This is a genomic window from Staphylococcus sp. IVB6240 (assembly GCF_025558425.1).
In the GTDB taxonomy this organism is placed as follows: domain Bacteria; phylum Bacillota; class Bacilli; order Staphylococcales; family Staphylococcaceae; genus Staphylococcus.
Genome location: NZ_CP094718.1, coordinates 2,041,374 through 2,061,606, shown reverse-complemented (window position 1 = coordinate 2,061,606; position 20,233 = coordinate 2,041,374). Strand labels below are relative to the sequence as shown.

Annotated in this window: 18 protein-coding genes; 11 read left to right on the top strand and 7 right to left on the bottom strand. The window is 37.5% G+C overall.

The features are described from left to right. The first annotated feature begins 78 nt into the window (after positions 1 to 78). The 3 genes from MUA88_RS10255 to MUA88_RS10245 all read left to right on the top strand — a co-directional run bounded on the left by MUA88_RS10255 (position 79) and on the right by MUA88_RS10245 (position 4,464). Positions 79 to 3,141, top strand: a complete 3,063-nt coding sequence (locus tag MUA88_RS10255) for a YhgE/Pip domain-containing protein (RefSeq protein ID WP_262605532.1) — start codon at positions 79 to 81, stop codon at positions 3,139 to 3,141. Positions 3,142 to 3,403: 262 nt separating this feature from the next. After that, a complete protein-coding gene (locus MUA88_RS10250) occupies positions 3,404 to 3,622 on the top strand; it encodes a YozE family protein (RefSeq protein ID WP_262604054.1) in 219 nt (72 codons plus the stop codon). 113 nt (positions 3,623 to 3,735) lie between these two features. After that, positions 3,736 to 4,464, top strand: coding sequence for an epoxyqueuosine reductase QueH (locus MUA88_RS10245; protein ID WP_262604053.1), 729 nt, complete (start codon positions 3,736 to 3,738; stop codon positions 4,462 to 4,464). A gap of 53 nt (positions 4,465 to 4,517) precedes the next feature. On the opposite strand, the gene MUA88_RS10240 is transcribed toward MUA88_RS10245, so the two are convergent. Next, positions 4,518 to 4,958 carry an Rrf2 family transcriptional regulator gene (locus MUA88_RS10240; RefSeq protein WP_262605531.1) on the bottom strand — a complete coding sequence of 147 codons (441 nt, stop codon included), beginning with the start codon at positions 4,956 to 4,958 and terminating at the stop codon, positions 4,518 to 4,520. A gap of 172 nt (positions 4,959 to 5,130) precedes the next feature. Here MUA88_RS10240 and MUA88_RS10235 point away from each other — a divergent pair, with 172 nt between their 5' ends. Then, positions 5,131 to 5,769 (top strand): NAD(P)-dependent oxidoreductase, encoded by a 639-nt coding sequence (locus tag MUA88_RS10235; RefSeq protein WP_262605530.1) that lies wholly within the window; start codon positions 5,131 to 5,133, stop codon positions 5,767 to 5,769. A 278-nt stretch (positions 5,770 to 6,047) separates the two neighbouring features. Beyond that, a complete protein-coding gene (locus MUA88_RS10230) occupies positions 6,048 to 6,971 on the top strand; it encodes an NAD-dependent epimerase/dehydratase family protein (protein ID WP_262605529.1) in 924 nt (307 codons plus the stop codon). Positions 6,972 to 7,170: 199 nt separating this feature from the next. Here MUA88_RS10230 and MUA88_RS10225 read toward each other — a convergent pair whose 3' ends face one another. From MUA88_RS10225 to MUA88_RS10210, 4 genes are all read right to left on the bottom strand, one after another. Beyond that, positions 7,171 to 8,814 (bottom strand): phospho-sugar mutase, encoded by a 1,644-nt coding sequence (locus tag MUA88_RS10225; protein WP_262604049.1) that lies wholly within the window; start codon positions 8,812 to 8,814, stop codon positions 7,171 to 7,173. A gap of 17 nt (positions 8,815 to 8,831) precedes the next feature. Continuing rightward, on the bottom strand, positions 8,832 to 9,695 hold the full coding sequence (galU, locus tag MUA88_RS10220) for a UTP--glucose-1-phosphate uridylyltransferase GalU (RefSeq protein ID WP_262604048.1): 864 nt from the start codon (positions 9,693 to 9,695) through the stop codon (positions 8,832 to 8,834). A gap of 225 nt (positions 9,696 to 9,920) precedes the next feature. Continuing rightward, positions 9,921 to 11,378 carry an N-acetylglucosamine-specific PTS transporter subunit IIBC gene (nagE, locus tag MUA88_RS10215; protein ID WP_262604047.1) on the bottom strand — a complete coding sequence of 486 codons (1,458 nt, stop codon included), beginning with the start codon at positions 11,376 to 11,378 and terminating at the stop codon, positions 9,921 to 9,923. A gap of 171 nt (positions 11,379 to 11,549) precedes the next feature. Further along, positions 11,550 to 11,735 carry a VraH family peptide resistance protein gene (locus tag MUA88_RS10210; protein WP_262604046.1) on the bottom strand — a complete coding sequence of 62 codons (186 nt, stop codon included), beginning with the start codon at positions 11,733 to 11,735 and terminating at the stop codon, positions 11,550 to 11,552. 190 nt (positions 11,736 to 11,925) lie between these two features. Here MUA88_RS10210 and lip point away from each other — a divergent pair, with 190 nt between their 5' ends. After that, positions 11,926 to 13,767 carry a YSIRK-targeted triacylglycerol lipase gene (lip, locus tag MUA88_RS10205; protein ID WP_262605528.1) on the top strand — a complete coding sequence of 614 codons (1,842 nt, stop codon included), beginning with the start codon at positions 11,926 to 11,928 and terminating at the stop codon, positions 13,765 to 13,767. Between the two features lie 263 nt (positions 13,768 to 14,030). Here the strand turns inward: lip and MUA88_RS10200 are convergent, their stop codons facing one another. Beyond that, a complete protein-coding gene (locus MUA88_RS10200) occupies positions 14,031 to 14,693 on the bottom strand; it encodes an NAD(P)H-dependent oxidoreductase (protein WP_262605527.1) in 663 nt (220 codons plus the stop codon). Between the two features lie 132 nt (positions 14,694 to 14,825). Here MUA88_RS10200 and MUA88_RS10195 point away from each other — a divergent pair, with 132 nt between their 5' ends. After that, positions 14,826 to 15,689 carry a fructosamine kinase family protein gene (locus MUA88_RS10195; protein WP_262604042.1) on the top strand — a complete coding sequence of 288 codons (864 nt, stop codon included), beginning with the start codon at positions 14,826 to 14,828 and terminating at the stop codon, positions 15,687 to 15,689. Then, positions 15,676 to 16,128 carry a DUF1648 domain-containing protein gene (locus MUA88_RS10190; protein WP_262604041.1) on the top strand — a complete coding sequence of 151 codons (453 nt, stop codon included), beginning with the start codon at positions 15,676 to 15,678 and terminating at the stop codon, positions 16,126 to 16,128. The genes MUA88_RS10195 and MUA88_RS10190 overlap by 14 nt, the downstream gene beginning before the upstream one ends. A 314-nt stretch (positions 16,129 to 16,442) precedes the next feature. Here MUA88_RS10190 and MUA88_RS10185 read toward each other — a convergent pair whose 3' ends face one another. Beyond that, positions 16,443 to 17,054 carry a YIP1 family protein gene (locus tag MUA88_RS10185; protein ID WP_262605526.1) on the bottom strand — a complete coding sequence of 204 codons (612 nt, stop codon included), beginning with the start codon at positions 17,052 to 17,054 and terminating at the stop codon, positions 16,443 to 16,445. A gap of 180 nt (positions 17,055 to 17,234) precedes the next feature. On the opposite strand from MUA88_RS10185, the gene MUA88_RS10180 reads away from it, so the two are divergent. The 3 genes from MUA88_RS10180 to MUA88_RS10170 are packed head-to-tail and all read left to right on the top strand — an operon-like array spanning position 17,235 to position 20,144. Then, a complete protein-coding gene (locus MUA88_RS10180) occupies positions 17,235 to 18,293 on the top strand; it encodes an efflux RND transporter periplasmic adaptor subunit (protein ID WP_262604039.1) in 1,059 nt (352 codons plus the stop codon). Continuing rightward, positions 18,290 to 18,976, top strand: a complete 687-nt coding sequence (locus MUA88_RS10175) for an ABC transporter ATP-binding protein (RefSeq protein ID WP_262605525.1) — start codon at positions 18,290 to 18,292, stop codon at positions 18,974 to 18,976. Before MUA88_RS10180 ends, MUA88_RS10175 begins: the two co-directional genes overlap by 4 nt. Next, a complete protein-coding gene (locus tag MUA88_RS10170; protein ID WP_262605524.1) occupies positions 18,969 to 20,144 on the top strand; it encodes an ABC transporter permease in 1,176 nt (391 codons plus the stop codon). The genes MUA88_RS10175 and MUA88_RS10170 overlap by 8 nt, the downstream gene beginning before the upstream one ends. The last annotated feature ends 89 nt before the right edge of the window (positions 20,145 to 20,233 follow it).

The following is a 20,233-nucleotide window of genomic DNA, read 5'->3' as shown; positions in this document are numbered from 1 at the left end:
TCAACTAAAATTCACTATAAAATAGAGATGTATTTTTAGAATAAATGATAAGATTGAAGATGAATAGAGGTGTAAAAAATGAAACAAGCATTCAAGCTGTTTTTAACGGATTTGAAAGGGATCGGTAAAGCACCTGGTGCATTGATATTATTAGCAGGGCTTGCTATTTTACCTTCATTTTACGCATGGTTCAATCTTGAAGCGACATGGGATCCATATTCTAATACAGGCAATATTAAAATTGCTGTGGTCAATGAAGACGAAGGGGATATGGTGCGTGATGATAAGATTAATGTTGGGAATAAGATTGAGGAAACGCTACATAAAGATGATCATTTTGACTGGCAGTTTGTGAGTCGTGATGAGGCAGATAAAGGCTTATATAAAGGGAAGTATTATGCAGCTATGTATATCCCAAAACAATTTTCACATCAAATTACAGGAACGTTAAGAAAAGACCCGCAGCAAGCGAAAGTCACTTATAAAGTGAATCAAAAGTTGAATGCGATCGCACCTAAGATGACCGATGCAGGTACGAGTGAAATTGTTAAAAAAGCAAATGAAAGCTTCGATAAAGTTGTGACGAAAGTATTGTTAGAAGAAGCGAACCGATTGGGTATTAAGCTTGAAGAACAAGTACCAACGTATGAAAAAATTCGTGATGGTGTGGATGCAGCATATCAAGCACTACCTAAAATCGAAAAGTTTCGTAAAGCAATTATTTATGTCGATGATAATCAAGGTAAGATTGATCAATATGCCGATGAGTTCCGAAACTTAGGCAATTATAAAGATGAAGCAGTCACTGCTGCGGAAAAACTGAACCAATTGAATGCGAGTATTCCGGCAATTAATGAACGTGCGAAGTTAGTGTTGAAATTGAACGACTATATGCCAGAGATTGAACGTGCTTTGCAAGTGGCGAGTGGTGTTCCGGAATATTTCCCACGTATTAATCAAGGCGTGGATACAGCAATTGCGGGTACGGAAAAAGGATTGCAAACACTTGATACAGCAAGTCAATTATTGCCAACGATTGAACAGCGTGTGAATCTTTATGAACAAGGTATCAATCAAGTACGTGATGTGAATCAAGGTTTCTCCGATCGTTTGACACAAAGCCAAGCACAAGGGAACCAGTCCATATCACAACAAAATGGTGGAAATCTTATTAATAATGGGGCAAATGTGCCATCATTAAATCAATCGACAGATCAGAATGGGCTTGTCAATCAAGCAGGACAAGCAGTCAATAATGCTATTCAAAATGGTGTAAATAACCCAAATAATATCCAAAATGGCATGAATAACCAAATTAACTTGCAAAATGGCATGAACAATCAGAACAATGTTCAAACAGCACCACAAAGTACACAAACAACACATTATCAAACGATGCAACTTAGTACGCAAACAGATAATCAGATGATGCCGTTACCAGATGGACAAGTCATTACAGAGAATGAAGCGGAACAAATGGGGACGGATTATGAACATGCTTTAAGTAGCGTGAATGATATGATGGCATCACAACTGGAAGCGACACAACAAGACCTTGATGCAGCGAAAAATATGAGTTTTGGTATTTTGAGTAGTAATCAACCGGATACATTTGAGCAGCCTCTAGCACATTTGATTGCACGTATGAATCATGCAAGTAAGACGTTGCGTGACTATCGCGATTGGTTGACAGAAGTGGAACAAGCAGAAGGCATTGATTTAACGAAAGAGCAAGAGCAGTTGAAAAATACGCAACAAGACATCAAAGCGATGACGAAACGCTTGAATGCTTTGCAAGATGCGATTACTGCTGGAAATACAGGTAAAGCAGAGGCTCAAGATGTGATTGATGCACTGGATTCATTACACAAACGTTTGGCTGACGTGAATGGAACAGTGAAAAATGATATTGCTAAAGCGTTATTAGATGTTTCAACACGTGTTGGATCAGCACTTGATAAAGGATCAGCCACAATAGATACCGTTCAAGAAAAATTACAGACAACAAAAGAAATCGTACGTAAAGGACAAGTGATTCTTTCCGATGCGAATACACGATTAGTACAGTTGCGAGATGTGTTGCCAACTGTAGAAGCGAAATATAATAAAGCCATGTCTATTGCCCAACAGTATTATCCAGAGTTTAAGCAAGGTGTGGCACGTGCAGCTGACTTTGTACGCAATGATTTACCGGAAGTAGAGGCCAATATTGCGAAGGCGACAGATACAGTGAATGCGAAGTTACCGGAAGCATTTGAGAAGTATGATACATTGAATGCGTTATTAGATCAAAATCAACCAAAAGCGAAACGTGTGTTATCTAATCTTGCAGACTTCGCACGCAATGATTTGCCACAAGTAGAACAAGACTTAGTTAAAGCTGAGAAAGTTTTTAATGAATTAGAAGAGGAAAATACGCTAGAAGATCTCATTAACTTATTGCGTAATGACTTGAAAAAACAAGCAGGTGTGATTGCGCATCCAATTGAAATTGATCAACATAATGTTTTCCCAGTGAAAGATTATGGTTCTGCAAGTACACCGTTCTACACAGCACTTGCGATATGGGTAGGAACATTGTTGTTAGTGAGCATGTTAACGGTACACAATAAACATGAAAAACTTAAACCATATTTAACCATTCGTGAAACATACTTAGGTAAAATGGGCCTCTTCATGATGATGAACATGATTCAAGCCTTTATCGTTTCAGTTGGTGATATTGTGATTCTGAAGGCATCTGTTGAATCTGCACCACTGTTCATTGCTATTAGTGTCTATTCAGCTGTTATTTTTACGACAATTGTTTATACACTCGTATCTGTATTAGGAAACCCAGGTAAAGCACTTGCGATTATTATCTTAGTCTTACAAATTGCAGGTGGTGGTGGGACATTCCCGATTGAAGTCACACCTGAGTTTTTCCAAAAATTACACCCGTTCTTACCATTCTCTTATAGTATTGATGCATTAAGAGAGGCAGTCGGTGGACCTGTTACTGAAATATTGGTACACAAGCTCATGATGCTGACGGTATTTGGTATTGTGTTCTTCTTAATCGGTATCATTGGTAAGCCATACTTGAACCCAGTTGTACACAAACTGGCTGAACGTGCAGAGAAGAGTAATCTTTTTGAATAGAAAATTTTCTGCTATAACAATAAAAGCCCTGTCGGATTATGTGTCCGATAGGGCTTTCGATATATCAATTAATAGAAATTGTGAGTCTGTTCAGTTTGTTGATCGCCTTCAATTTCTGACGACTGTTGTTGTGATGTTTATTGAATTAGTATCTAGGGAGATTTCTTCAAAATTTCATTGTTAAAATAGTAAAAAAATAGGCGAGTCTTTTAATATGATTATGATATAATATGAAATAGCTCGTAAATGAGGTGAAGTTAACTTGAGCTTTTATGAATATATGCAAATTTACATTGGTGATGATACCCCATTAGGTGATTTGGCGAGAAGCATTCATTTAGATTCTAAATTTCCTAAGGAGCTTCATAATTCCGATGAGATATTAGCTTGGTTTCGTGAAGGCTCTCGTCTTGGTCAATTGAATTTAGCAGACATTAAACGAGCGATTGCAATTTATATGCAATTTGGTGGTGCTAAGTGACGACCCAGCATAATCACATATAGTGAACATGTGTCACCTTTATAAGGCGTCTCCTACTACTCAAGTTGGGAGGCGTCGTATTTTAATGATCACACATAATAGGTGGAAATAAAATGATTCAAGCAGATACAATATTAGAAAAAATGAAGAATCAAAAAATCAATTATGATAAAGTTTTGCGTAAAATGATCGTTAACTGGACACAAAATGAAGAACGTCCAAGTATTTTGTTACATAGTTGTTGTGCGCCCTGTAGTACATATACGTTAGAATTTTTAACAGAACATGCAGATGTAGCTATTTACTTTGAGAATCCAAATATCCATCCAAAAAATGAATATTTGCGTCGTGCACGTGTACAAGAGCAGTTTGTAAAAGATTTCAATGAACGTACTGGGGCAAATGTAAAATATATTGAGGCACCATATAAGCCCCATGAATTTATGAAGATGGCTAAAACACGTGGCCTAACTGATGCGCCAGAGGGTGGCGAACGATGCTCAGCTTGCTTTGGGATGCGTCTTGAAATGGTAGCAGAAGCCGCTGTTGAGTTAGGTTACGATTACTTCGGCAGTGCGATTACATTATCTCCCAAGAAAAATGCACAGTTGATCAATGAGATTGGCTTAGATGTGCAACAACTTTACGATGTGAATTACTTACCGAGTGATTTTAAAAAGAATAAAGGTTATGAGCGTTCTATTACGATGTGCAATGACTATCATATTTTTCGTCAATGCTATTGTGGTTGTGTATTTGCAGCACAGCAACAAGGTATCGACTTTAAAGAAGTAAACCAACAAGCAAAAGCATTTTTAGATGCACTTGCAGAAAAACGATGAAATAAGTAAAACACCTCTCTCACGATCATGTGAAAAGAGGTGTTTTTTAGGTTTTAGCTTAATTGTTGTTTTTCACGAGATTCAACATCTTTGATAATCGCATCAATTGTCACGTTCTCAAGTACTTGTTCTAAAGCGTTTTGAGCGATATGAAAAATGGGTTCAATGGTCACTTGAATATTTCTTCCAACTTCGCAATTAGGGTTAGGGTTTTCATGTATGTTAAACAATTCATCGTCTTTCACAGCATCCACTGCTTTATAAATATCTAATAAAGTAATATCCGTTAAATTCTTAGAAAGTTGTGCACCAGCCACGCCAGGACGCACATCGATTAAACCCGCTTTTTTCAACATTCCCATAATTTTTCGTATCATCGCTGGGTTCGCATTGACACTACCAGCAATATATTCTGATGAAGCAACCTCATCTTTGGTCGTCTCTATTAACGTTAAGATATGAATACCAATAGAAAATCGACTACTAATCGACATAAAGAACCTCCTTTCATATGCCAACATGTAATGTTTTTAGTTACAAGAACAGTATAGCGTAAAGAATAAAAGAATACACTCAATTAAAATAATTGACAGTAAAGTTTCCTGTAACTATAATGATTACAAGTAAATGAATTGATTACAGGTTAAAATAAGGAGGAAATTTAAAATGAAATTAGGTATTATTGGAGCGACTGGGAAATTAGGTCAATTAATTACGAAAGAAGCGGTAGACAGAGGTTTTGACGTTACAGCAATTGTACGTAACAAAGCAAAAGTAACAAATTCTGATGTGGCTGTACTAGAAAAAGATCTTTTTGACTTAACACAAAATGATCTTAAAGATTTTGATGTAGTCGTGAATGCATTTGGTGCGCCTTTAGGTGAAGAACAAATCCACGTGGATGCAGGAAATGTTTTGATTGAAGCAGTGAAAGGGACAGATGTACTTTTAATCGTAGTAGGCGGTGCGGGCAGCCTATTCGTTGATGAAGAAAAAACAACACGCTTACTTGAGACACCTGAGTTTCCAGAAATTTTCAAGCCAACAGCAGTAGGATCACTACGCAACCTAGAAATTCTTGAAAAAACAACAGATGTTACATGGACATTCTTAAGTCCTGCAGCTGACTTTGACTATGAAGGAAAACGTACAGGTGCATACCAATTAGGAAAAGATCATGTGATTGTGAATACAAAAGGAGACAGCTATATTAGCTATGCTGACTACGCTATTGCCATTGTAGATGAAGTTGAGCAAGGTCAATTTATCAACACACGTTTCACAGTCGTTGGAGAAGTGGAATAAGATAGTAGAAAACATGATAATCATAGTAAAGGCTACTTATTTTCTATAAAGGAAAGGTAAGTAGTCTTTTTATATTTGTCTCCTTAAAGATTTCTTTATTCGTTATAATAATGATAAAATAAATGGGTATATAATTTGGAAAGATGAAGTGATGATAGAGGAGTATGTAAGTACTATAAATATGTGATACAGATTACTATTTAATAAAAGATGATATGATACATAGACCATATATAGTAAAAACATCATTTCAAAATATATTTAAAGGATTGAAGAATATGAAGATATTAATTACAGGTGGAGCTGGATTTATTGGCTCACATATTGCGAATTATTATAATGAAGAAGGACATGAAGTATTTGTATTAGACAATTTAGCATCTGGCTATAGAGAAAACATCTCTTTTATAGATGAATCACACTTTTTTAATGTGGATGTATGTGATAAAGAAAAAGTTGAAACATTGGTGAAAACACATCAATTCAATGTGGTGATTCACCTTGCTGCGGTAGTGAGTGTTGTTGACACGGTTAATGATCCAATATACTCAAATAAAGTAAACATTGATGCAACGCTGAATATGTTAGAGGTGAATCGTCAATATAATACGCAATTGAAAAAATTTATCTTTGCTTCTTCTGCTGCAGTATATGGCAATGATCCACAATTACCGAAAAACACACAAAGTTTAGTACAGCCAGAATCTCCTTATGCAATACAGAAGTATGCTGGTGAACAATATACAAAAATGTATCATCATCTCTATGATTTACCGACAACGGCATTACGCTTTTTTAATGTTTATGGTCCAAAACAAGATCCAAACTCACCATATTCTGGTGTCATTTCTATTATGAAACGTCAGTTTGACAATGATGCATCATTTACATTCTACGGTGATGGTGAACAGACAAGAGACTTCGTTTACATTAAAGACTTAGTTAATGCAATCACTCGTGTCGTAGAAAATGAAGCTACTCATGGTCAAGTGCTTAATGTTGGTACAGGTAACAAAACATCAGTTAAAGATATTTTTAATGCGTTTGAAAAAAGCTATCATAAATCATTGGCACATCAGTTTGAACCAGCACGAAAAGGTGATGTAAGACATTCTGTTGCTGATATTACACCGTTGAAAGAGATTGGATATACGCCACAATATACGATTAATAGTGGTTTAGAAGAATATTTAAATAGTTAAAAGGTAAGATGAGAGGGAAAGATAACAAGACATTACATTGTATTTTATGAACAGAAGTCTGGATTAAAAATAGTTTAAAAAAGTGTAGTGCATTTTTTATGACTTTTACTATCAATTGTATTACTTAAACAAATCCCTATCATATTTTAGAATATATATCAAAAAACGCCCGTAGCGCTTATGCTATGGGCGTTTTACGTTATAAATTAAATTTTCCACAAAAGCTATCAATGATCTGGTCTAAGTTATCTACATTTAATGAGAAATATAGCTTCATCTTTGGTTCGGTACCGGATGGTCGTACAGCGATAAAACCTTCTTCAAAAATGAATTTAATCAAATCTGTTTGAGGTAAATCGATCGGTGTTTTTTCACCAGTATGAATATTTAATGACTCTCTTGAACTGTAGTTCTCAATAAATAGAGGTGTTAAGTGCGCTATCTCAATGGTATCGAGTGCTTTAAGATGTGTCATCGTGTCTTCAATTTTTTGACGGCCTTCCACACCTGCAAATGTAGGAGAAAGCGTCCGATCTTGATAGTAACCATGTTGCTGATAAATGTCTGTCAAAACATCTTGGAACGTTTTATGCTCTTGAGCCAGGCGTTCTTTATACTGAATCAACAGTGGTGCAATCTGTATGGCATCTTTATCTCTAGAAAAGTCTTTGACTAAGTAGCCATGACTTTCTTCATAGGCTAAGACAAGCTGTGAAGGTTGTTCAGACATATTTTTAAGCTGTGCTGAAATGTATTTAAATCCAGTGAGTACATTTAGAATACTGATATTGAGTGGTGATGCAAGTTTTTCACTCAGTGCGCTGGTGACTACAGACTTAATCATATATAAATGATGATGATGTTGTAGCTGTTTGTGTCTCAAGGTCATTAATAATAAGCCGATTTCATTGCCATTAAAGTAACGTGTTGAGCCATCGTCATATCTTTCGACAATACCAATTCTATCTGCATCTGGATCGGTAGCAATAATCAATTGCGCATTTTCTTGTTCTGCTAAATCTTTCCCAACATCAAATGTGTCTTCGGATTCTGGATTAGCAATATTCACTGTTGGAAAATTTCCATCAGGTTGAGATTGTTCCTGTGCGATAACAAAGTTTGTATAAGATAATTCTGTTAAAATATCTGCCAATAAAGGAAGACTTGTGCCATGAAGGCTTGTCAGAATCGTTTTTGTTGTCGATGTTTGAATCGGGCCAGATAAAACTTTAACGGACTGTTTATATGCTTCTGTGACAGTCTCATCTAATGGTATGATCATGTTTTGAGCTTGTAATGTATCGAAGTCAATGGCTGGAATGTTGAGTATATCTGTGACAGCATGAATGTCATGACTAAGTGCCATGGAAGGTTCGGTTAACAATTGACCACCATCAGGACCATATACTTTAATACCATTATAATTTTTAGGGTTATGACTTGCGGTAATCATGACACCAGCTGTTGTTTTTAAGTATCGAACAGCAAAAGACAGCTCGGGTGTTGATTTGATTGTGTGAGGGAGGATGACTTTAATGCCATTTGTCCCCAATACCTTTGCAATTTCAATCGCGAAACCTTTAGATAAATGCCTTGTATCATAATGAATTACGACAGTAGGTGAGTCGGTGATTTTTAGTAAATATTTTGAAAAGCCCTGGGCAAACATTTGAATGGTGAACTTGTTTAAACGGCCAGGCCCTAAGCCGAAAGTACTTCTTATCCCGGCAGTACCAAAAGATAAAGAATCTGAAAAGCCATCGTTAATTTCTTGTTCTGATTGCGTCTTGTAGAAGGATTCTACAAGACTCTCAGATAGTTTTTCTTCCCATTGTGCTCTCAAAATACGGACCTCCTCATTTATAGATTTAGTGATTGAATATATTTTTTTATTTGTTCACGTGTCTCTTCATTTTTTAAAGCATATTCTATCGTAGTTTTGACGAATCCTACTTTTTCACCTACGTCATATCGTGTTCCTTCAAAGTCATAAGCATACACTTTATCATCTTTGTTTAATCGTTCAATGGCATCTGTTAGTTGAATTTCGCCACCGCTTCCTTCTGTCTGCGTTGCAAGATAGTCAAAAATCTTAGGAGAGAGTACATATCTTCCCATAATTGCGAGACTAGATGGGGCAGTGCCTTGTGCTGGTTTTTCAACAAACTTAGCCACATCATATAATCGTCCTTCTTGTGCTTGTGGTGCTATGATGCCGTAACGGTGTGTTTCTGAATCTGGGACAGTTTGAACGCCGATAACAGATTTACCAGTTGTTTCGTATTGTTCCATTAATTGTTGTATAGCAGGTGTTTCTGAATCTACAATATCATCACCTAATAATACCGCAAATGGTTCATCACCTATGAATTGCTTAGCGGTATAAATCGCATGTCCTAATCCTTTTTGTTCTTTTTGTCTGACATAAAAAATATTAGAAAGGTCTGTTGGGTACTGTACTCTTTCAAGTAAGTCTGATTTTCCTTTTTCTTGAAGTGTCATTTCCAGTTCTTTTTGCGTGTCAAAGTGATCTTCAATGGCACGTTTGTGCTTTCCAGTAACGATAATAATATCTTCAATGCCTGCTTTCGCTGCCTCTTCAACAATATATTGAATCGTTGGTTTGTCTAGTATCGGTAACATTTCTTTAGGCATTGCTTTAGTAGCAGGTAAAAATCGTGTACCCAAACCAGCGGCAGGTATAATTGCTTTTCGTATCGTCATTTTATTCACCTTTCTATATCAATGAAATCAGTTATAGGTTTTATGTATGGAAGTGACTGATAAGTAGCTAGTGTTTGAGCGCATCAATGGATGATGTTTATTTTTAGCCACTACTATCAGTTAAGTTATTCTATGTATGACTTACTATAAAAAATCAAAGGTCATCACTCATATACTATCATAGATGTGTATGTGATGACCTTGATTCATAATAAAATTTGAAATTTAATTTTCTAATTGGCGTTCCATTTCATCAGCAACTTGTTGTACATGTGTACCGATAATAATTTGTGCAGCGTGTTGTCCATTTTTTAGAACACCTGCAGCACCTGCTGATTTAATTTGTGCTTCATTTAACTTTGTATTGTCTGCGAGTTCTAAACGTAAACGTGTTGCACAGTTTGTTAAAGAAGTAATGTTTTCTTTACCACCAAGACCGTCAATGATTGTTGTGGCAGTTTGTGAATACTTACTTGTTGTTGCGTCTGTCGTCGCATCTGTATCTGTAACTTGTGATGTTGGAATATTTGTTCCACGTCCAGGTGTATTTAAGTTTAACTTAACAATAAGGAAGCGGAAAATCACATAATACAGTACAAAGAAGACAAGACCTTGAACAATCAACATCAGTGGATGGTTCGCAAATGGATTGATGAGTGATAGGACAAAGTCAATTAATCCTGCACTGAATGCAAATCCTGCAGTCCAGTGGAACAATGCTGCAATGAAAAGGGATAACCCTGTTAATAATGCATGCACGACATACAATAATGGTGCAACAAACATAAAGACGAATTCGATTGGTTCCGTAATCCCAACGATAAATGCTGAAATGGCACCTGCAAACATAATACTACCAATTTGTTTTTGGTATTTTGTTTGCGCAGTATGGTACATTGCGAGTGCAGCTGCAGGGATACCAAACATCATGATTGGGAAGAATCCTGCCATATAGCGACCTGTGATACCTTTTGTACCCGTTTGTGATTGGAAGTTTGCAACGTCATTGATACCAGCAATATCAAACCAGAATACAGCATTCAGTGCATGGTGAAGACCAAGTGGAATCAGTAAACGGTTGGCAACACCATAAATGCCGGCACCGATTGCACCTAAGTCGATAATACTCTTACCGAATGCAACAAGTGCGCTGTATACGAATGGCCAGATGAAAAGTAAAACAAATGCAAAAATAACTGAGAATAATGCTGTCATAATCGGAACAAGACGTTTACCACTGAAGAAGGCAAACGCATCTGGTAACTCAACAGATGAGAACTTGTTGTACGAATGTGCGGCGATAAGACCGACAGCGATACCAACAAAGACGTTACCAAAGCCGATATTCATAAAACCTGGGTTAACAGCTTTTTCAGCAATACCTAGGTAAACTGCAACGTTTTCTGGTTCGAGCATTTTATCAACCACTAAAAAGCCGACAATTGCTGCAAGTGCTGTGGCACCATCATTTTTCTTAGCCATACCGATTGCGACACCAATCGCAAAGAGCAGACCAAGATTTTCAAGAACACCCATTCCGGCATTAAAGAAAAAAGCATAAGCGGCGTTTTGTCCAATTGTCGCAGCGATAATGTTTGCAATAGCAACGAGAATCGCAGCAGCAGGTAGGACAGCGACGGGTAACATCAGAGACCGACCGATGCGTTGTAAATAATTAAGCATAAAATGACCTCATTTCATAGAAATTTCCGTGTGACGTAGCTGTGCTATTATATAATAATATTATGAACCATTTGATAAGTATTTGAAAGTGTTTACAAAGTGTTTATTTTAATAAATAAAGAAACCTACAAAAACTTAATTTAAATTTAAGTCTATGTAGGTTTCATTTTTTTAGTTATTTAGTTTGTTTTCAATGAGCCAGCCAGAGAATAGCAAGCCTACTGGAATACCTAATAGAGGTGTCATGATTGAGCTTGCAAAAAATGTAATCAAAGTAGTAATGATGACGTTTTTTGCATTGATTTTCATGTTTAATAGGTCATGATAAGCACTAGAAAGTATATCTTTTAAACGCATAGAGATCACTCCTTTGATAGTTATCTTAACTTCTATTATAGAGACATATATTGGTAATATCGTCAGTCCTCAGATTGATTTAAAACAGTTAGGCACTGAAAACGAACAGTTACGACATGGTGCACGCATTTAAGAACGTATTTGCTATAGTAGGAGTAAACGATTGATCCAAAAGTTGGGAGATGAATTTATGAAAAAACAAGATAATCGCTTTTCCATTAGAAAGTCTGTGTATGGCGCAGTATCTGTTGTGGTCGCAACATGCTTTTTTGTCATTGGCGCACCTCAAGTCCAAGCGGAAGAAACAGTACAAGCAGATGCATTGTCACAACACGTACAAGTGGAAAATATTTCACAACAAGATCAAACGCAACAGATTCAAGAGCAAGTGGCGTCACCTGTCATAGAAAATAAGGCACCGATAGATCACAAACAACTTGATCATATAGATGAAAAGGGAACGATGGAAGAAAGTCCATTTGAAGAGCAACAAATTCAAAAGAATATAGAAAAAACCACTCAGCACAACCATGTTGCATTGATAGAAGAAAACAAGCAAACATCAGATAAGAATGTTCAGCAATCGGATAGTGAAGTTGTACCTAGTCCTGAGAGCAAAGAAAAACAATCAGCAGTTGATCATCAATCAGAACCTATTCCAACGCCAGTGGATGATTCAGCAGATATACATAAAGAGATACAAGTCAAAAATACTGTGACAGATGTACCACGATTGGAAGAAAAGGATCAAGAGAAAGTTGCTTCTTTGGATGCGGTAAAGACATCAGAAGCTAAAGAAAATACTAAGCAAATTGATCAAGCACGTGTATTAAGAAAAGCAGAAACAGCTGTTCAAACAGCAAATCCAGAACAACCACAAAACCAACATCCATTTGTCTTTGTACATGGATTTATGGGATTGGTCGGAGATGTTGCACCTAAAGGAATGAACTATTGGGGTGGGACAAAAGCTAACTTACAAGAGTACTTACGTAACAAAGGCTATGAAACATATGAGGCGAGTGTGAGTGCCTTGGCAAGTAATCATGAGCGTATTGTTGATCTGTATCATTATATTGTAGGCGGCCGTGCAGACTATGGTGCAGCACATGCGGAGAAATATGGACATGAACGTTATGGTAAGACGTACAAAGGCATTCTACCTAACTGGCAACCTGGTCAACCGATTCATTTAGTGGGTCATAGTATGGGTGGACAAACCATTCGCTTATTAGAACATTATTTGCGTAATGGTAATCAAGATGAAATTGCGTATCAGCAGCAACATGGCGGTACATTAAGTCCGCTATATCAAGGTGGTCATGAAAATATGATTACATCCATTACAACAATTGCCACACCACATAATGGCACACATGCTGCAGATCAACTTGGAAATACACCATTCATTCGTCACTTGTTATATGGCTTTACTCGTACATTTGGGAATCATTTAGGCGATCTTGATTTAGGAATGTATCATTGGGGATTCAAACAGCGTGAAGGCGAGTCGCTGGTTGATTACGGCAAACGTGTCGCTAAAAGTAACCTTTGGGATTCCGAGGATACAGCACTTTATGATCTGACAACGACAGGTGCTGAAAAGTTGAATCAACAAACAACGGTAAACCCAGATATTTACTACAAGACATTTAACGGTCAAGCAACACATAAAACGCTATCTGGCAAGCATATGATTGATTTTGGTATGGCTTTTGCCCATGTGTTGACAGGGAATTTAATTGGGTCAGTGAAGGATGATATATGGCGACCGAATGATGGTTTAGTATCAGTTGTTTCAGCACAACATCCAACAGGAGAGGCGCATGTTGATGTGACTGCCACTTCTCCAATAAGAAAAGGAATTTGGCAGGTCATGCCGACAATGCTGGGATGGGATCATAGTGATTTTACAGGCAATGATGCCATTGATACAAAACATACTACAAAACAATTAACTGATTTTTATGATGAGATTACAACGTATCTGATGCGTATTGAAGCGGAGGAATCCAAAGCTCAAACAGCTTAAATAGCTTAAATAGCTATAAAAATAACCCCATTCATATATAGAATCGCTTCTAAGTATGAATGGGGCATATTGTTTTGATGATTAGAGGGGGCTAGGTTCTACTCAAATCCTAAGCACTCTTATCACAACCTCGAGATGTCAGTATTCGAGAAGTAGAATTTTCGACAGAACTTCGCAATTCGACAAAATCAAAAAGCGATTTTTCTCATTGCGCTCGTTCTGCTCAAATTCTAAGCGCTTCTCTCATAACCTCGTGGGTGTGATTAAATCCATTGGATGACTTCTTCGGCAGGACGACGTGTTTTCTCACGTTTTGGTTCTGCATCACGATAACCGAATGCAACCATCACTGATGGCCAGAATTCATCTGTATCAAGATAACCTTTGTCAGCTAATACTTTTGCGACATTTTCGTATTGGAAGCCTTCAATTGGACATGAATCAATGCCTAAGTATGCAGCAGCTGTCATCATATTACCAAGTGGGATATAAGTTTGTTTACTTGCCCAGTCCCATAACGCACGGTCGTTTTCATAGACGCGAAGATTGTCTCGTTGGAAGTTCGCTGTTTTCTCTACCATAGCTGAAACCATTTCTTCAGACATATGTCTAATTTCACGTACATGGTATTGGAAATAAGGTGATTCAGGACGAACATTTTTACGTGCTAACAGGATAACGAAATGGCTCGCTGTATCCAATTGTCCTTGTGCGCCCCAGCTGATTGGTTTCAATGCTTGGCGTAATTCAGGGTCTTGTACTACGAGGAACTTCCAAGGCTCTAAACCAAGAGAACTTGGTGATAGACGACCTGTTTCTAAGATCGTTTCAAAGTCTTTATCGTCAATTTTTTTGTTAGGGTCAAAGCGTTTTGATGCGAAGCGATAGTGGAATGTGTCTAATAATTGTTGACGTTTATTTGTCATAAAGAGCACTCCTTTACTAGTTATCTTTTACAAAATAAGTATAGCGAATCACATATGACTTTCAAACCAATCTGATTGCTCAGTGATAGAGTAGGGTATGGTTTTTTAAGAAGTCTTAAGGAGGAATCGTATATGGAACAGCAATGGTATGAAGCATTACCACTTGAAAATATGACAACCATCACACCAGTGAGCGGTGGGGATGTGAATCAAGCTTATCGTGTTGAAACAGTGAAAGAAACGTATTTTTTGCTTGTACAAGCACAGCAATCAGCTGACTTTTATGCGGCAGAAATAGCGGGCTTGAAAGCATTTGAACAAGCAGGAATTACAGCACCTAGAGTTATCGCAAATGGCTGTATTGATGGAGATGCATACTTATTACTAAGTTATTTAGAAGAAGGTATCACAGGAAGTCAAAAGGTATTAGGAAGATGTGTTGCACAACTTCACCAGGTCATGAGTCCCAATGGTCAGTTTGGCTTTGAACAGCCTTATCGAGGCAGTGCGATAAGTTTTGACAATCATTGGCAAACATCATGGCATGACTTGTTTCTCCATCAACGCATACAACCGTTAATACAACGTGTGGAAGCAGAAGCGTTGTGGTCTACAAGAGATGCATCAAACTTTGAACAAGTGTACGACATCATGAGTCAAACGTTGAAGGCGCACAAGAGCGAGCCATCGCTGTTACATGGTGACCTTTGGGCAGGGAATTATATGTTTTTGACAGATGGCACACCTGCACTTTTTGATCCCTCTCCGTTATATGGAGATCGTGAGTTTGACTTAGGTGCCACTAAAGTGTTTGGTGGCTTTGATCGAGATTTTTATACGGCTTATGATAAAACTTACCCTCTCCAAGAAGGGGCCGCATTTCGGATCCGATTTTATGAATTGTATCTATTACTCGTTCATCTTGTGAAATTTGGAACGGTGTATCTACCTGCAGTAAGAGAAAAAATGGAGGGGATTATCAATGAAAAAAGTTAACTTATGTATACCAATTTTATGGTTAGTAGCTGTGATTTATTTAACAGTTGTCTACGGGAATATCCCAAATCAAGTGGGAACACATTATGGTTATCAAGGGATGCCTGACCGATACGGTGCAAAGTCATTTTTATGGAGTTTGCCACTGATTTTCATGTTAGTTTGGGTGCTTATTACAACGCTACTTCATTACTTACCACGTCTTGAACGTAACATGAAAGGAAAGAATGAATCACAAACAACTTCCCACGCGACAGAGGTGCTCACTACGTTAATCATTGTTGAAGTGGGTGCTTGGATTATCTTTGTGACAAACGTCTATTATTTATCACAAGGTAAGAGCTATTTGCCACCATATCTATTAACGGGTATGCTCAGTATATTATTAATCTATTTTATCTGGCTATTCGTGAAGCGTCTTATGCGTGCACGAAATTAAAAAATTAGGGGAGTGGGGCAGAAATCTTTTTCTCTATAAAAGATTTCGTCGTCCCACCCCGGCAAGGGTGACTAGAAGTTTTGCAGTAGCTGATTGATATGTGACTACGTTTGCTTAATAAACTTGTCACACATCTAATCATCTTTGCAGGGGCACTACGACAAAATCATTATAAATGTTTATGATTTTTGTAGTGCTCCCAAAGTTTTCAAAAACGCATTTTCACTTCAGACACCTACTGCCACTATCCTTATTTCTATATTTAAAAGGTAGGAGCTGAGCACTATGTCTCAGCCCCCTCTTATGCAAATATATTAAACGAGCGCGAAAATAAGGGGTAGTCCCATGAATAATACAAGGTAAATGATTGTAATAATCCAAGACCAACGTTTGTTAATATGCATCGTTGAATGTAAGACCACACCAAGTAACCATGCAGATACGAGTGTTTTTAGGCTGATGGCACCTAAAGCTTGATTACCAGGGTCGAACACATTCAATGATGTGATTGAATATTGCATAAGATCTAACCCGACAATCCATTGAATCGTTGCTGCGACAAGTTGGATCAGTTGAATAACGATCGCACGTAAGAGCACAGATGCAAAGATACTTTTTGGTCGTGTTTCAGATTTGAAAATTTTATCAATGATGAATAGAACGAGGAACATAAAGCCAAGTGCAAACAATGCGCCGATAACGCTACCTATCAAGGCACCATATTTTGAAAAGGCTGCCATTTGTTCAGCATCAGCACCTTGAACGCTACCTTGTTCTGAAATGAGTGCGCTGAAGTCAACTGCAAATGCAGAAACAACTGTACTCAACGCAATAACAATAAGGAATATGACTAACTTGAGCCCTACTTTAGGTTCAAAACGCTCTTTCGTAAAACTTTCAATATGTAGTGGTTTTGAATAATCCATTAATTAAACACCCCTTTTAAAGAATAATAACATTATAACATAACAAAAATTCTTAAAAATATTTGTAATCGTATACAAATGTACGATATAAATGAAAAGGGGATAATAGCGCAATTGTTTATTTTAGATGTTAAAGTACTTATAGAATGATATTCAAATAATATTCAGGAGGTTTTTTCATTGAAGAAACGTACGTTAATCATTTTGGCAGTCGCCGGTTTTGTCTTACTGTTAGGCGTTGCTTTGGCAGTCAAGGCATTTGGTGGTGACAAGACAGAGAAAGACGGTTACGATACATATCAAGTGAAGGAGGACAATCCTATTCGTGTAACGGGTAAGGTTTCGCCTCATACCATTAAAACATATCAAAATAATAGTCAGTTAGGTGATTTTGTGAGTGTACAAGTAGAAGATGGCCAAAAGGTTCAACAAGGTACGCCATTAATCAATTATGCGATTGATGGGGCACAACGCCAATCACTCGTCGACCAAGTGAATCAAGCAGAATCCAAAGGGGATCAAAATGCGATTGATAAGGCATGGCGTCAGTTAAATCGTTATGATGGCCAAGTGAATAATAGTATTTATGCGACATTCCCTGGTACGGTATCACTAAAAAATACAGAAAACGTTGGGGATGGAGAACCGATTTTACAATTGATTGCAGAGAATCCTGAAATTAAAACAACTGTTTCAGAATATGACTTAGATAAAATTAAAGTAGGCGATAAAGTCAATGTTGAAGTGAACAGTACAGGTAAAAAAGGAACGGGTAAAATTGTTAAAATCAGTGAACTCCCAACAAGCTACCAACAACAAGAGGGTGGCGCTGGACAAGCAAGTGGTGCAAGTGCGCAACCCGCTGGTGAAGAAGGCGAAGAAGGTGGTACGTCACTCACAACAAATAATCCAGTTCAAAATAGTCCATCTGGTGGTAGTGCAAATGAAACTTCTAAATACGAAGTGATCGTTGGTGACCTAGACTTTAAAGTACGCAATGGTTACTCAGTCGAAGCGAAAATTCCACAAGAAACATTGAAATTACCAAAATCAGTTTTAACAAAAGATGACCACGTGTATGTTGTAGACAAACAAGGTAAAGCACGCAAAGTGAAAGTAGAATATGATGAAGAAAATGACACACTGATTGTGAAAAAAGGTGTGAAGAAAGGTGACAAGCTCATTAAAAATCCTGATAACAAAGTGAAAGATGGCAAAAAAGTTGAGGTGTCGGAATGATAGAATTGGTAGATGTTAACCGTCATTTTAAAAACGGTAACGAAACAAATCACATTTTGAAAGATATCAACTTACGTATAGAGGCAGGAGAGTTTGTGGCAATTATGGGGCCTTCTGGATCTGGGAAGAGTACCTTGATCAATATCCTTGGCTTTATCGATCGAGGATATGAGGGTGATTATTTATTTGGTGGATCGAATTATAAGGAGAAGTCAGATAACGCATTGGCTGAGATTCGAAATGAAACAGTCGGGTTCGTCTTTCAAAACTTCAAATTGATTCAAAACAACACCATTTTAGAGAATGTCAGTATTCCATTGTTATACGCGGGTTTAGGTGCCCGTCAAAGAAAACAACGTGTCATTGATGTACTACATCAGGTCGGATTATATGATAAGGAAAATCTCGTACCCAACAAGCTCTCTGGTGGCCAACAGCAACGTGTAGCGATCGCCCGTGCAATTATCAACCAACCAAAATTCATTATAGCCGATGAACCTACGGGTGCATTGGACTCTAAAACATCTCAAGATATTATGGATTTATTCTTACAGTTGAATAAGGAACGTGGAACAACAATGATTGTGGTGACACATGACCCAAGGGTGGCAGAACAAGCAGACCGTGTGATTCACATTCTAGATGGTCGTATTCAACGAGAAGAGGTGAATCACCATGAATAGTTTAGCAAATATCATTCATGTCTCACTATTGTCTATTATGAAAAATAAGCGCCGTAACATTTTTACCATGATTGGGATTATTATCGGAATTGCTGCGGTAATTACGATCATGTCATTGGGGAATGGTTTCAAGAAGACGGCGAATGAAGAGTTCAGTAATGCAGGTGCTTCTAAAGGAGCCGCATTGATTAATTATTTTGCCAAAGATCCTAATGCACCGAATCGTGACCCCTTTACGGATAGTGATATTGAGTTAGCACGTCAAGTCAAAGGTGTGAAGGATGCACATGTAAAGGAAGATGATACTTTTGGTCTTTCCTCTAAAGCGAGTACTGAGAAAAAGGAAACAGATATCGCTGTCGTAAAGAAAAAATCTGTAGAAAGCCCTGATGAAGGGAAAGGTTTTACAGAAGATGACAATATCATGGAAAGCCGTGTTGCGACCATCTCATCAAATGTTGCCGATGAGTTGTTTAAAGGTAAAGCAATTGGTAAAACTATCTATATCGATGGTATGGGTTTTGAAGTGGTAGGTATTCAAAACAATGGACAAATACAAAATGCAGTAAGTATTCCGACACGAACAGTGCAACACTACTTACCGAATCTTAAACCAGACGCGCCACAGTTAGAAATACAATTTGGTGAAAAGCAAAACAAGAAAAAAATAGCGAATCAAGTGGCTGAAAAACTGAATCGAAGCGGTTCGGCAGCTGGTTTGGGTGAATACCAATATACCGACTTAGAAGAAATGATGAAGAGTATCGGTAAGATCTTTGATTCCATCACATACTTTGTGGCAGCTGTTGCAGGTATCTCACTCTTTATTGCCGGTATTGGTGTCATGAATGTTATGTATATCTCTGTTGCAGAACGTACAGAGGAAATTGCGATTCGACGTGCATTCGGTGCAAAAAGTCGACATATCGAGTTCCAATTCCTCATTGAAAGTGTCATTCTCTGTCTGATCGGTGGATTAGTCGGTCTTATCTTAGGTATTTTGATTGCCTCATTAGTCGATGCTGTGACGCCAGAGTACATTAAGAGTGCGGTAAGTCTTGGTTCTATCTTATTAGCAGTGGGTGTTTCAACATTGATTGGTGTTGTTTTCGGTTGGATTCCAGCACGATCAGCATCTAAAAAAGAACTAATAGACATTATTAAATAAATTGTATGAGAAGAAAGTGGACTGATTTCATAGGTTCACTTTCTTTTTTAGGGTTAAATAAAAGGATGAGAATGTTTTTCGACACACGA

Excerpts from the sequence above, each read along its gene's own strand:
- MUA88_RS10230 (WP_262605529.1), top strand. The coding sequence starts at position 6,048 with ATGAAGATATTAATTACAGGTGGAGCTGGATTTATTGGCTCACATATT.
- MUA88_RS10245 (WP_262604053.1), top strand. The coding sequence starts at position 3,736 with ATGATTCAAGCAGATACAATATTAGAAAAAATGAAGAATCAAAAAATC.
- MUA88_RS10235 (WP_262605530.1), top strand. The coding sequence starts at position 5,131 with ATGAAATTAGGTATTATTGGAGCGACTGGGAAATTAGGTCAATTAATT.
- MUA88_RS10200 (WP_262605527.1), bottom strand. The coding sequence starts at position 14,693 with ATGACAAATAAACGTCAACAATTATTAGACACATTCCACTATCGCTTC.
- nagE (WP_262604047.1), bottom strand. The coding sequence starts at position 11,378 with ATGCTTAATTATTTACAACGCATCGGTCGGTCTCTGATGTTACCCGTC.
- MUA88_RS10175 (WP_262605525.1), top strand. The coding sequence starts at position 18,290 with ATGATAGAATTGGTAGATGTTAACCGTCATTTTAAAAACGGTAACGAA.
- MUA88_RS10255 (WP_262605532.1), top strand. The coding sequence starts at position 79 with ATGAAACAAGCATTCAAGCTGTTTTTAACGGATTTGAAAGGGATCGGT.
- MUA88_RS10170 (WP_262605524.1), top strand. The coding sequence starts at position 18,969 with ATGAATAGTTTAGCAAATATCATTCATGTCTCACTATTGTCTATTATG.
- MUA88_RS10240 (WP_262605531.1), bottom strand. The coding sequence starts at position 4,958 with ATGTCGATTAGTAGTCGATTTTCTATTGGTATTCATATCTTAACGTTA.
- galU (WP_262604048.1), bottom strand. The coding sequence starts at position 9,695 with ATGACGATACGAAAAGCAATTATACCTGCCGCTGGTTTGGGTACACGA.
- MUA88_RS10210 (WP_262604046.1), bottom strand. The coding sequence starts at position 11,735 with ATGCGTTTAAAAGATATACTTTCTAGTGCTTATCATGACCTATTAAAC.
- MUA88_RS10190 (WP_262604041.1), top strand. The coding sequence starts at position 15,676 with ATGAAAAAAGTTAACTTATGTATACCAATTTTATGGTTAGTAGCTGTG.
- MUA88_RS10185 (WP_262605526.1), bottom strand. The coding sequence starts at position 17,054 with ATGGATTATTCAAAACCACTACATATTGAAAGTTTTACGAAAGAGCGT.
- lip (WP_262605528.1), top strand. The coding sequence starts at position 11,926 with ATGAAAAAACAAGATAATCGCTTTTCCATTAGAAAGTCTGTGTATGGC.
- MUA88_RS10195 (WP_262604042.1), top strand. The coding sequence starts at position 14,826 with ATGGAACAGCAATGGTATGAAGCATTACCACTTGAAAATATGACAACC.